This is a genomic window from Pseudomonas sp. PvP028 (genome assembly GCF_017832255.1).
Taxonomy (GTDB): Bacteria; Pseudomonadota; Gammaproteobacteria; order Pseudomonadales; family Pseudomonadaceae; genus Aquipseudomonas; species Aquipseudomonas syringae.
This window is the reverse complement of the sequence record NZ_JAFIBL010000001.1, coordinates 1432003-1445448: the sequence shown is the minus strand read 5'-3', so window position 1 is coordinate 1445448 and position 13446 is coordinate 1432003. Positions and strand designations below refer to the sequence as shown.

Annotated in this window: 8 protein-coding genes; 2 read left to right on the top strand and 6 right to left on the bottom strand. The window is 60.4% G+C overall.

From position 1 onward, the window contains the following. Positions 1-330: 330 nt before the first annotated feature. Positions 331-1614: a hypothetical protein gene (locus JOE34_RS06480; protein ID WP_209995327.1), complete on the top strand. Its 1284-nt coding sequence runs from the start codon at positions 331-333 to the stop codon at positions 1612-1614. Positions 1615-1709: 95 nt separating this feature from the next. Then, positions 1710-3593 (top strand): acyltransferase family protein, encoded by a 1884-nt coding sequence (locus tag JOE34_RS06475; RefSeq protein WP_161421561.1) that lies wholly within the window; start codon positions 1710-1712, stop codon positions 3591-3593. 99 nt (positions 3594-3692) lie between these two features. Here the strand turns inward: JOE34_RS06475 and JOE34_RS06470 are convergent, their stop codons facing one another. The 6 genes from JOE34_RS06470 to JOE34_RS06445 all read right to left on the bottom strand — a co-directional run bounded on the left by JOE34_RS06470 (position 3693) and on the right by JOE34_RS06445 (position 13144). Then, positions 3693-4331 carry a response regulator transcription factor gene (locus tag JOE34_RS06470; protein WP_003316027.1) on the bottom strand — a complete coding sequence of 213 codons (639 nt, stop codon included), beginning with the start codon at positions 4329-4331 and terminating at the stop codon, positions 3693-3695. Continuing rightward, positions 4331-5398 (bottom strand): sensor histidine kinase, encoded by a 1068-nt coding sequence (locus JOE34_RS06465; protein WP_024665760.1) that lies wholly within the window; start codon positions 5396-5398, stop codon positions 4331-4333. The genes JOE34_RS06470 and JOE34_RS06465 overlap by 1 nt, the downstream gene beginning before the upstream one ends. A 51-nt stretch (positions 5399-5449) precedes the next feature. Continuing rightward, positions 5450-6754, bottom strand: a complete 1305-nt coding sequence (locus JOE34_RS06460; protein ID WP_024649883.1) for a nitrate/sulfonate/bicarbonate ABC transporter ATP-binding protein — start codon at positions 6752-6754, stop codon at positions 5450-5452. A gap of 22 nt (positions 6755-6776) precedes the next feature. Next, positions 6777-8531 carry an ABC transporter permease subunit gene (locus JOE34_RS06455; RefSeq protein ID WP_024683328.1) on the bottom strand — a complete coding sequence of 585 codons (1755 nt, stop codon included), beginning with the start codon at positions 8529-8531 and terminating at the stop codon, positions 6777-6779. 478 nt (positions 8532-9009) lie between these two features. Then, positions 9010-10932, bottom strand: a complete 1923-nt coding sequence (locus tag JOE34_RS06450) for a methyl-accepting chemotaxis protein (RefSeq protein ID WP_209995325.1) — start codon at positions 10930-10932, stop codon at positions 9010-9012. Positions 10933-11113: 181 nt separating this feature from the next. Beyond that, entirely contained in the window at positions 11114-13144 is a 2031-nt protein-coding gene (locus JOE34_RS06445) for a methyl-accepting chemotaxis protein (RefSeq protein ID WP_209995322.1), read from the bottom strand. Positions 13145-13446 lie beyond the last annotated feature (302 nt).

The window sequence follows — 13446 nt, the reverse complement described above, 5'->3', positions numbered from 1 at the left end:
CGTGAGGAACGATAAGTTTCTGGGCTGGAGCGTGAGGAACGATAGGGGTTCTCAGGAACACTATCGTGCCCATGCTCCAGCGTGGGCACGCCGTCCTGGATGCTCCGCGTCCTGTCCCGGGCACGGGTCGTGCAGCGCATAACCATTAATCCTGACTAATTAATTGACAGTTGCCCCAACTGCGACTGATATACCTGTTGTCATGCCGTTGCGAGCGTCCGCTCCAGACCCCCATCTCCCAAAGCCTGCCTGTGTCGACACGTTCCCGTGATCGTCGGGCGGTAGCTTTGTCCGCGCAATTCCCCTGACGTATTTCACAAGGCAGCCAGCATGGCGTTGAATACTGCGAACGGCGTCGACGCCAGGTCGTCGTTAATGTCCTTTGACAAGTCCACGGTGGTCGTGTGGGTCGCCATCAGCCTGATGCTGGTCGAGACATTTTCCGGAGCCTTGCGCTTTTACTTCGATCAGGCAGGCCTCAGTCCCCTGCTCTATCTGCCCAAAGCCGCCTGCATTCTGCTGTTTGCGCTCGAACTGCGCACCTTCAGGGCAGGAAGGCTGTTCTGGACATTCATGATTCTGTGGCTGCTTTCCGGGCTGCTGGCCATGCTGCATCGCGCCAGCGTGCACAACCTGGCGTTCAGCCTGTTCGCGCTGAGCCCGCTGGTGTTCGGCCTGGTATGTGGCCGGCACCTGCTGTATCGCCGCAAGCTGTTGTACCGCGCCATTGGCTTCTGCCTGCTGGCTTCGCTGCTGGGGATTGCCCTGGACAAGCTCACCTCTGTGCCATGGAAGGGCTACAGCTACAGCGTCGGTGAAACCCAGTTGAGCGCCAATACCTCATGGAGTGCGGACGAGGTGGATCGCATTGCCGGTTTCGCCAGAGTGTCCAACGTGCTGTCGATCATGATCGCCTTCTACACGCTGTACCTGATCATGTTCCTGCGCTCGCGCCTGATGATGTTGTTGCTGAGTGCGGTGGCGCTTTACGCCATCGTGCTGACCACCAGCAAAGCGCCAGCCGCGGCCTTCGCGCTGACCATCGTGCTGCTGTTGTTGCGGCGGATGAGCTGGACCTGCCGGACAGTGTGCGCCGTGGTGGTGGGCATCGGTCTGCTATTGCCGGCGCTTGGGCTGATCGCGAGTCCTGATGCCTATGCGGTTAGCAGCGGCGGCTCTCTGGCCTCGCTGTATGACCGCATGATCAACACCTGGCCCGGCCTGATCAATGCGATGAGTCGTGAAGGCTGGATGATCAGCGGCGCAGGCTTCGGCATGGTCGGCAGCACGATGGGGCTGTTTCCGGTGGACGGTGCTGGAGTCTTTCTCGGTATGGACAGCTCCGCCCTGTACCTCTGGGCAATGCTGGGCGTGCTCGGCTTGCTGCTGTATACGCTGCAGATTCCGCTGTTGTTCCGACTGATCGATGATCAGACCCGTGTCGGCCATATGCTGCTGGCAATCAGCTTCTGCTGGTGTCTGATCAGCTGGACCACCGACATGTTCGAGGTCGCTGTCGCCAACCTGTTCATCGGCCTGGCCATTGGTCATGTGATTGCCGGCAGAGAACCGTCTGCGAGCCATACGCCCGGCCTGTCGTCGACTGCACGCTGACCGCCACCCCATCATCACCGCGCTGGCCGCCGACACGTTTCGGCTGATCACCGGCAGCCTCTTCCTCAAGATCAGCCAACGGATGGCTTTCTCAAATGGACTTCAGAAAAGACATCAATGGCCTGCGCGCCATCGCAGTGATTGCAGTGCTGCTCTTCCACTTTCACCCCGGCTGGCTGCCTGGTGGCTTTGCCGGTGTAGACGTGTTTTTCGTGATCTCGGGGTATCTGATCACCGGGATCATCCTGCGCGGCTTGAGGAGCGGTAAGTTCAGGCTGGCGACGTTCTACATGTCACGGGCCAGGCGCCTCGTCCCGGCCCTCGCTGTGCTGTGTTTTGCCTTGCTGCTGCTGGGCTGGTTTTCCCTGCTGCCGCTGGACTACCGCGCGCTGGGCACACACGTGGCGAGCAGCCTGGGGTTCGTTTCCAACATTGTCTATTGGCGTGAGGCGGGGTATTTCACCGCCAGTGCCCATGAGAAATGGCTGCTGCACACCTGGTCGCTGTCGGTGGAATGGCAGTTCTACCTGCTGTACCCGATTGCGCTGCTGATGCTCAGTCGCTTCGTCGCGCTGCACAACCTGCGCTGGTGGGTACTGGGCGCAAGCCTGACAGGCTTTGTAGCGTGCGTGTCTGCCTCCTCGCAATGGCCGGAGGCGGCGTTTTACCTGCTGCCGACCCGCGCCTGGGAGTTGCTGGCAGGTGGCGTCGCCTGTCTGTTCCCGCTGCAATTGAAGGCCCTGCAGCAGCGCGTTCTGGAACACATCGGACTGACGCTGATCGTGGCCGGTTTCTTTCTGCTGTCCGTGCAGGACACATGGCCGGGTTATCTGGTGTTGATGCCGGTGCTGGGGACGTTCGCGGTGATCGTCGCCGCACGCAACGACTCACTGCTGACCTGTAACCCGCTCGCCCAATGGACCGGCACACGGTCGTACTCGCTGTACCTTTGGCATTGGCCGGTGGTGGTGTGGATGAATGACGCCGGGTTACTGGGCGAGACCCGCGCAGTGCTGGTGGGCATCGGCATGGCCGTGACGCTGGGTCTGGTCTCATGGTGGCTGATCGAGCAGCCCGCCAGCAGGCCGTCGTCTGATCAGCGCAGCAGATATGCCACGCTCGGCACGCTGATCGCTCTGGTATCCGTCTGCGGAGCACTGGTGAGTGCGACCGGCGGCGTGGTATCGCCACTGCGACCTGTGAGTGTTTCGGACAAGGCACGTTTCATTCAGGAATACGCTGATCGTCAGCACAACCTGTACGAGCCTTACTGGCTGAAATGTGATGCCTTCTCTGCCCTGACCCAACGCGGCCAATCAGCCATCGACGAAGCCTGCACGCGCAAGCAAGGTGCGGGCGGCGTGTTCCTGTGGGGCGACTCTCACGCGCAGGCGCTGTCGCTCGGCTTGCGTACCTTGCTGACGCACAGCACGCCCTTCTATCAGGTCGCCTCAGCCAGTTGCCGCCCCGCTCTGAGTGACCATCAAGGACGTACCTCTGCGACCAGCAGGGCCTGTGACTACTCCAACAGAACGGCCCTGCAGGGCATCGAAAGGCTGCGTCCGGACATCGTGGTCATCGCGCAGAAGGACGGGCACGACAAGACCGACTGGACGCAGATCGCGATCCGGCTCAAGGGCCTTGGCGTGAAGCATATCGTGCTGATCGGCCCGGTCCCGCAGTGGAACCCGTCGCTGCCCAGCGTCATCGCCAACCGTCATTGGGGGCTGAGCGAATCGCACATCCGCGATCCGGCTCTGGATCAAAGCGTCATGCTGGTGGATCAGGCAACCCGCGCACTGGCCGCATCGGCAGGCATCCAGTTCGTGTCGCTGATCGACAAACTGTGCATCGCCGATGCCTGCCGGGTACGCCTGGAAGACAACCGCTCTCTGCTGCAGATCGACTCGGGGCACTTGAGCGCAGAAGGCTCGTTGTACGTGGTGCGCAACTACGTACTGCCGCAGTTGATGAATTAACAAACGTCCTGTTTATGGAGGCTGTAGCGGCCTCTTCGCGAACAAGCGAAGCGTCGCCCGGTTCGCTACGGGACATGTGCATAAAGATAGGGTCGTCGATCAGTGCAGCTCTTTGAGGCGCTCGGCGAACTTGACGAGGTCGGCGAGGGAATCGGCTTCCATCTTGCGCATCACCGAGCCACGGCGGACCTTGACGGTGATTTCGCTCACGTTCAGCCGGGCTGCAATCTGTTTGTTGAGCAGGCCGCTGACCACCAGCTCCATCACCTGCTGCTCACCGAGATTGAGGCTGGCGTGGCGGCGCTGCAATTCGGCTTCGACGGCGGCACTCTGGCGCCGGCTGCGATCCTGCGCCAACCCCTGCTGAATGGCGTCGAGCAAGTCCTGATCACGGAAGGGCTTGGTCAGAAACTCCACCGCACCGGCCTTCATGGCTCGCACGGACATGGGAATGTCGCCATGCCCGGTGATGAAAATGACCGGCAGGGAAATCCCCGACCTGGCCATGTGTTCCTGAAAATCCAGGCCACTCATGCCCGGCATGCGGATGTCCAGAATCAGGCAGCCCGGCGCATCAGGGCGCGGGGTGTCCAGAAACTCGCGGGTCGAGCCGAACAGCATGCTGCGCAATCCGACCGAGGCCAGCAGGTCCTCCAGCGAGGAGCGCACCGACAGGTCGTCATCGAGGACGTAGATGATCGGCTCTTCGGTCGGTGAGGCGGTGGCGGCTGTGCTCATCAGGTTTCCATCTTTCCGGTGGGCAGGGTGAAGTGAAACGTAGCACCGATTGCAGGGTTGGGCGTGACCCAGATGCGTCCGCCATGAGCTTCGATGATCGAACGACTGATCGCCAGACCGATCCCCATGCCCTCCTCCTTGGTGGTGTAGAACGCGTCGAACAACCGATGGATGTTTTCCGGCTGCACGCCGATACCACTGTCGCTGACCGCAAATCCGATATCGCCGCCGTCATGCCAGCCCACCCGAATCTCCAGTTGCGCCTGATCCGCCTCGAGCTTTTTCATCGCATCGACGCCGTTGAGCATCAGGTTCAGCAACACTTGCTGGATCTGCACGCGATCAGCCAGCAGCGGCGGCAAGCCCTCCGGAACGTCGACCAGCAGTGCGACGCCCTGCCCCTCTATCTCGCTGTGTGCCAGCGCCACGATCTCGGCGACGGTATCGGCCACGCTGATCCACTCCTTGTGAGTGGACGAACGCTTCGCCAAGGCGCGCACCCGCACGATGATGTCGCCTGCGCGGTTCGCGTCACTGATCATGCGGTCGACGGCCTGCCGGGCCTTTTCCAGATTGACCGGCTCGGTGGCCAGCCAGCGCTGGCAGGCATTGCCGCTGGTGACAATGGCCGACAGCGGCTGATTGACCTCGTGGGCAATGGACGCCGTCAGTTCACCCAGTTGATTGACCCGTGCGATCCGCGCCAGCTGTGAGCGCGCCTCATGTACCGAGCGAATGGCCAGCGCCATGCGCAGCGCCAGCCAGGTGGTCATGGCGATGGCCGCCAGGCTGATAATACAATTGATCAGCCCGGACGCCTCACTGCCTCTGGAGGTCGTCATCTCGTAACTGATCACGGTCAGCACCATGCACAGCAACGCCATCGCGATAACGCCTGTGGCCGGCAGGAACCTGACCGCCAGCAGCACCACAACAATCTGGAATACGCCCACGGCGATTTCCAGGTCGGTCAAGGTGTCGGCAACCGCAATGACCAGCGCCAGCATCAGCAACGCGATCAGCCGCACCGCCATAGCGGCCTTGCCGTAGGATTCAGGTTCACGCATGCGCATCATCCCGCTGATTGCAAAAGGGCCGTTGAGTATGTCCTACAAACCTCAGGACGGGTTGTCCAGGCTGAACTGATCGGCCAGTTCGTCATAGGCAAACAACTCCGCGTAGCGCCCCCATTGAATCACTGCGTTGAGGGTCTGCATGGCATCGCTTTCAGACATGAAGTCTTCGAGTTGATCGCGAAAGCGCCGTGCCGGTGCCGTGTGCGTGGGACGATCATCCAGCACCCGCCGAATGTGCGCCACCAGCGGCACGAAGCTCAGCAGGTGCTGGGCGAACAGTTGCTTGCGCTCGTCGACATCCGCCAGCGCATAGCGATTGGCGGCTGGCAGCAGGCGAATGTCGCCGCCCTTCAGTTCAGCGAAGCGCAGTAGTTGCAGCACCTCGGCAATCGGGAACAGCTCGTCGGCATTGTAGTGCAGCGCAGCGGCCAGTTCCGGCAGGTCGGCCTTCAGGCTGTAGGGCGGCGCGTGAATCGCCTCGATCAGCCCGGCCAGTGCGTTGGTGGAAACCTGCGGCAACACCATTCCCAGCCCGGTGCCCGGAAACACGCCCTGACGAATCTCGCCGGCGTCGTTGTCCTGGGTCATCAGCACGTAGATTTCTTCCACCAGCGCCCGGAAGATCGGGTCCTGGCGGTTGCGCGGTTGAGGCAGGTCGACTTTTATCTCGCTGATTACCCGCCCAGGATTGGAGGAGAACAGCAGGATGCGGTCGCACATCAGCACGGCTTCGGCGATGTTATGCGTCACCATCAGGATCGACTTGATGGGCATGCGCCCTTCGCTCCACATGTCCAGCAAGTCAGTGCGCAGGGTTTCGGCGGTGAGCACGTCGAGCGCGGAAAACGGTTCGTCCATCAACAGCACGTCAGGATCGATGACCAGCGCGCGCGCCATACCCACCCGCTGACGCATGCCTCCGGAGAGCTCCTTGGGGTAAGCGCTCTCGAAACCGTCCAGGCCGATCAGATCGATGGCCGCCAGTGCGCGCTTGCGGCGTACCGCAGCGGGCACACCTTGTGCTTCAAGGCCGACTTCGACGTTTTCCAGCACGGTCAGCCAGGGAAACAGCGCAAAGCTCTGGAACACCATGCCCACCGACATCGCCCGCCCTTGCGCACGGCGCGGGAAATTCACCTCACCTTCGGTGGGCACCACCAGCCCGGCGATGGAGCGCAACAGGGTCGACTTGCCCGAGCCGGACCGGCCCAGCAGGCCCACTATTTCGTTCTCGTTGAGCGTCAGTGTCACGTCATCCAGCACAAGGCGCTCTTTGCTGCCTTTGCCGTACACATGTCGGACCTTCTGAACATCTACCAGGCAACGCGTTTCGACAGCCATCATGATGGCGCCCTCCCCTTACACAAGATCAGACAAGACTCAGACGTCGCTCGGCAAACCCGTACAGCGGGCGCCACAGCAACCGGTTGAACGCAATCACGAAGACCGACATGACCACGATGCCCAGCGCGACGCGTGGAAAGTCGCCCGCCTGGGTCGCATTGGCGATGTATGACCCCAGGCCTGCCGCTTCCAGATGCTGATCGCCCCAGGAAACCGCTTCGGCGACGATACTGGCGTTCCACGAACCACCCGACGCGGTCAGCGCACCGGTGATGTAGTAGGGAAACACGCCGGGCAGCGCGACACGGCGCCACCACTGCCAGCCGCGCATGTTGAACATGGTCGCCGCTTCGCGCAGGTCAGTCGGCAAGGCACTGGCCCCGGCGATCACGTTGAACAGGATGTACCACTGGGTGCCGAGCACCATCAGCGGCGACAGCCAGATGTCCGGGTTCAGGTGCAGGCCGACAATCGCGATCACCGCAAAAGGAAACAGAACGTTGGCCGGGAACGCCGCCATGAACTGCGCGATTGGCTGCAAGCGTTCAGCCCAGACCGGACGCAAGCCGATCCAGATACCGACGGGGACCCAGATCAGGCTTGCGATAACGATCAGTACGATCACACGCACCATCGTCGCCAAGCCCAGACCAAAGGCCGTGACCATGTCGCTGGCGCCCAGTGACGCCTCGATGAACCTGAACAGGTACACACTGCCAGCCAGGCAGGCAGCCATGACCAGCCCCAGCCACACGTAGTCGAGCACGCGGGCGACGCCCGGGGTCAGCTTCACTTTCCACAGCCGGGAGAACACGCGCCAGTCGATCAGCATCAGGCATTTCCACGGTGCAGCCAGGACCGAACCCAGCATCGGTGCCACACGGGAGCGGCCCAGCAGGCTGTACATCCATGAGCGCGGACGCTTCGACGATGCGGTTTGCTCAAAGCGGAATTTGTCCGCCCAGGCGACGATCGGCCTGAACAACAACTGGTCATAGGCCAGAATCACCAGCGCCATTGCGCCCACTGCCCAGGCAATCGCAGCCAGATTCTTCTGCTCGATGGCCAGCGCCAGCCAGGACCCAATGCCCGGCAGATTGACCGTGGTATCGCCGACCGAAATGGCCTCGCAGGCGACCACGAAAAACCAGCCGCCAGACATCGACATCATCATGTTCCACACCAGCCCCGGAATGGCGAATGGCAGTTCCAGGCGTGTAAAACGCAGTACCGCAGACAGCCCGAACTGACGGCTGACTTCGTTCAGATCACTCGGCACAGTACGCAGTGACTGATAGAAACTGAACGCGAGATTCCAGGCCTGACTGGTGAAGATGGCAAAGATCGCTGCGCATTCGACGCCCATCTGCCGACCGGGAAACAGGCCCATGAAGAAGGTCACGGTGAACGTCAGAAAACCCAGCACCGGCACCGACTGAAGAATATCCAGCGCCGGGATGATCACCTGCTCGGCCTTGCGACTTTTGGCTGCCAGCGTGGCCACTACAAAAGTGAAGATCAATGAAGCGCCCAGCGCGATGAACATACGCAGCGTGGTGCGCAAGGCATATTCGGGCAGGCGCGCCGGGTCGAGGCTCATGGGGCTGGAATTCAGCACGGTCAGCGGCTGCATCATCTGGCCAAGACCATAAATGAACAGGCCAATGAACAGCGTCAGAATGGCCAGGCAAATACCATCGGCCCAATAAGGCGTGCGAGCACCGGGTTTTACGAAACGGGGCGTCCGCAGGCTTTTACCGAATTCAAATATCGAATGCATTGCTCACCTCGAGCCGGCCGCGCAGACGCAGACCCACCCGTTTTATAAGCAAACAGGCAGTCAGCGATAACAGATAAAGGCCGTGAGTTAATAGTTGCCGTACAGTGAGGTAAAGCTTATAGCGTTTCGATCAACAGTAGAAACCTGCAAAAGTAGCTCATGTTTATCTGTAAGTATGAGTGAGGTATACCAACGTATAGTTATATAACTATCGCCCCGTTATTCGGGCCAGTTTAGCGTCGCGCAAAAAACATTATCGTGCCCATGTTGGAGCGTGAGGAACGATAGGCGCTCGTGAGAACACCTATCGTGCCCATGCTCCGCGTGGGTATGCCGTTCCGGACGCTCCGCGTCCTCTCTTGAGCAGGTGGCGCGACGTGGAGCTGTGACGCAGAGCCTCACCAAATGCATCCCCACGCTGGAGCGTGCGCAACGATAGGTGTCCGTCTGCTCCGCGTGGGCATGACCGTCAGGTGGATCACACCCGGAAGTGGCTGACCATCATCTGCAGCTGGCCACCCAGGCGTGCCAGTTCGACGCTGGAGGCTGCGGTTTCTTCGCTGGCTTCGGCGGTCTGTTCGGAGACGTCGCGAACATTGACGATGCTGCGGCTGATTTCGTCGGCCACCGAACTTTGTTGCTCGGCAGCGGCAGCGATCTGCTGGTTCATCGCCTGGATACTCGAGACGGTCCGGGTGATGCTTTCCAGCGAAGTACCGGCCCTGCGCGTCAGTTCGACACTGCTGTCAGTCAGCGTGCGACTGCCAAGCATGATGCCCGACACCTGACGCGTGCCATTCTGCAATGCCGACACCAGCCCTTCGATTTCTTCGGTGGACTGCTGGGTACGTTGCGCCAGGCCGCGAACTTCGTCGGCCACCACGGCAAAACCTCGGCCGGCTTCCCCGGCACGCGCGGCTTCGATGGCGGCGTTGAGGGCCAGCAGGTTGGTCTGCTCGGCGACCGCCTTGATCACATCCATGACCTTGCCGATCTTGTCACTTTCCTGCTCAAGCACGTTCATTGCGTCAGATGAGCGAACCACCTCGGCGGCCAGACGTTCGATCTGCTGGATCGCCTCGCCCACGACCTTGTCACCGTCACGCGCTTGCTTGTCGGCATCGGAGGCCGCCACGGACGCCTGCTCGGCATTGCGTGCCACTTCATGAACAGTCGCCGACATTTGATGCATGGCGGTGGCCACCTGGTCGGTCTCGACCTTCTGGCTGTTGACCCCTGCACTGGTCTGCTCGGTGACCGCCGACAGTTCTTCGGCCGCGCTGGCAATCTGCGTGACGCCATCGCGAATACCAGAGATCAGTTCACGCAGCGTCGTACCCATGCGCTGGATGCCTTGCTGCAAGACGCCCAGTTCATCGCGTCGGGTGACCGCTTCGGTATGGGTCAGGTCGCCGGAGGCAATACGTTCGACGATGGCCAGCGTATCGCGCAATGGGCGAGTGATCTGACGCGTGATGACCACAGCGGCGAGAATGCCCAGCAGCATGACCAACACCACACACCCCATCTGCAGGCTGCGCGCGTGAGCGGTGTCTTCCTTGCCCATCTGCATCTGCAGGCCATACAACTCTTCGCCCAGCTTGACGATGGTGGCGCCTTGAGTAGTCAGATCCTTGCGCACGCTCGCAGCTGTCTGAGTGGTCGCCTTGAAGGCATCGACCGAGCTGCGGTAATTGCGTAAAGCGCTTTCAAACTGTGCGATCTGTTCGCGGTTGGCAGTGCCAAAAGCGGCCTTGAGCCTGTCCAGATGACTGATCGCGCCATCGAGCTGCTGAAAAGCTGCTGTCTCGGTCTTGTCATTCGGATTGCCGGTATAGCCGCGCACTTCATAACGCACCAGCACCAGGTCTTGCCGAGCGCTGTTTGCCAACTGGGCCAGATCGAAGCGTGCCGGGTCAGAAGGATCTATCTGCATGACCGCATTGTTCAACGACTCGACGGCCTGCATCGCTGCTGTGCCATTGGCGGTCATCTCGTTGCGCACGTTGGCACCGGCCTGGTACGCGGCGCGCATGCTGTTCAGGGATGCTTCATAGTCGCGAGTGACATCGGCCAGTTCGCGCAGCGGCTTGAGGTTGACCGGATTGTTGAAGCTGACGAGCAGTGATTGCTGCTGCGCCTTGAACACATCCAGCTTGCTTTGCATGTTCTGCGCTGCGGTTTCATCGCCGTCCGTCAGCATGTATTGCAGACGCGCGATTCGCAGAGTGGTCAGGTTGTCACTCAGCCTGGTGATATCGCCGATTCGGTCGGTGCGATAGATGAGCTTGTCGAGGCTGGTCCAGCCAACAAGGGCGAGGACAGCCGTGAAGAAAAGAACGGTCCCAAAGCCCAATGCCAACTTCATGTTGACGCTGATATTCGCAAATCTGCTGTTCATAAAATCTCCTGAAAATGCTTTTTTGTGCGCAACGAAAGAGCCGAGATTTGTTTTTATGGACAGCAAACCCGCGCGCCAGAGCTATCGGCCGCAGAAGAGCAAAACTTGATCGAAAAAAGGCAATCCGCGCGAGCGCGCCGATTCGGGAGGGAAATCGGGGGCTGAACAGCCCCCGATTCAATCAGGCAGTCAGTTTGAAACGCGCCACGACATTGCGCATGTCGCTGGCGACCCGCGCCAGTTCATCGGCGGTGACCGCATTGTTATCGATACCCAGCATCAACGTCCCGGAGCTGTTACGAATCTCCATGACATTGCGGTTGATGTCTTCGGAAACCGCATGCTGCTGTACGGCAGCACTGGCGATCTGCGTGTTCATCTCGACGATACGCTCCACGCCCTGACTGATGCTCGACAGGCTGCCCGAGGCATCGCTGGCGGCACTGATACACGCATGAGCCTTCTGCTGCCCGGCCTGCATCTGCTGCACGGCAGCATCGGTGGCGCTTTGCAGTTGCTGGATGATGCCGCGAATTTCTTCGGTCGACGCCTGGGTGCGCGAAGCCAGTGTGCGGACTTCATCAGCCACCACGGCAAATCCGCGACCCTGCTCGCCCGCCCGCGCGGCTTCGATGGCAGCATTGAGGGCCAACAGATTGGTCTGATCGGCAATGGTGCTGATGACCTGGATAACGCCACCAATCGACTGACTGTGCAGGGCCAGCGCCTGGACCTTCTGGGCACTGAGTTCCACTTCTTCGGCCAGCGCCTGAATGGTCGAGTGCGCCTGATGCATGATGCGCAGCCCGTTACGTGACGCAGTGTTCGCTTCATCGGCGGCCAACGCAGCACCTTCGGTGTTCTGCGCCACGTCGGCAACGCTCGCGGTCATCTCGTTGATCGCGGTCGCCACTTGCTCCGTTTCAGCCTGCTGCGCGTTCATTGATTGCTTGGCCAGGCCGATGGATGCGCCCAACCGGGAAGCCACATCAGTCAGTTCGTAAGAGGTGCGGTCCATGTGCGAGATAGAGCTGGCGAAGGCGTCGGCCATCAGGTTCAGGCCGTTGGCGATATCCGCCACTTCGTCCTTGCTGACGACCGCTACGCGGGCACTCAGATCGCCCTCGCCCAGACGGCGGGTAACGCCCAGCAGGCTGTCGATGGTCAGGCGCAAGGCACGGTAGATGCTGCAGAACGCGTAGAGCAGCAGCAAGCCCATGATCACACACATGGCAATGACGACTTCGCGTTGCAGCACCAGAGCGTCGTAGCGCGTATTCAACTCATCCTGAAGCGCAGTCTGAATTTCGTCCTGAGCCTTGTAGAGGCCCGAAACAACGACGTTGCCGCGCGCACTCAGCGCCTGCCCCTGCTGCACCGAGAACTCTGTGCCTTTTACGTACGCGTGCAGGTCGCCGCGAAAGCTGTCCATCGCTGCAGTAGCGGCAGTGATCGGGTCACTGATGCGCGCGGCCAGTTCTGGCGAACGGCGCTTGAGCAGTCGAATGCTTTGCTCCAGCTCCGCACGAAATTGCAGTTCGATCTTCAGCAGGCTCTCGAGCGAGCTACGCATCGATACACTCAGCCCCTGACCGGTTATCAAACCTGCCGTAATACCGCGGATCTGACCGGCGACGTTGATTTCCCGGGGCATACGGATGGTGCTCAGGTCGATCAGAAACAGCGAGGCGTAATCTTCGTCCAGCACCATGCCTGAGGTAGCCGAGACGTAGTAGATAAAGTTGAGTGTCTGGGCCAGTTGCTCGTTCCACTGGGCGAACACTTCATCCTGCGACAGGCCTGGCTTGATACTGTCCATCAGGGAACGGGTGCTTTCGCGCAGGCGCTGTACGCGGTTCTCGGTTTCCAGCTGCTGCCCTTGTCGCGCATCCATGTCGGCAAGGTTAGCAAGAGCAGTCTCGAGCTGAGCGCGGTTGCTGGTCATATCCTGAGCGGCAGAGGCATCGCCGGCCAGCAGACGGTTACTGACCGCACGCTGCAGCATGGAGAGTCGCAGAACGGGGGTGGTCAGTTGCAGGTACTCACGGCCAACGCGCTCTTGCGCGACGGTGTCGATGCTTGCATTCAGGCTGTTGAAAACCCGCAGACCGAGAACGATCAGCGGGATAACGATAATGATGGCTAAAACGGCAAACTTGGCAGGGAAGCGCAGGCGATTGGTCAGGTAGATACCAGGCGAAAGGATGTTCATAGTTTTCTCTTTTTAATTAGGGGTCCAATCCGGGTGGAAAAGCTCCTTTCTTTGCATCACGGGTAATACGGGCCGGCTGTGCTGTGCTGAACGCGGCAATCCATTCAGATAGAGGCACATTGACATCACTTGAGAGCAATGGCCTATCAGGAAGTTCAATGGGTGCTATAGCCTGATACTCGGGCTATCGACCAAGCCACGGTTAACGTGAGGTCAAGATCATCGGGAGGATGGCGGGCTAGAGCGATTTGCCGCTAAGACGCTTGCAGCAGGCATGATCCGAATGAGGGTATTCAGGTGAA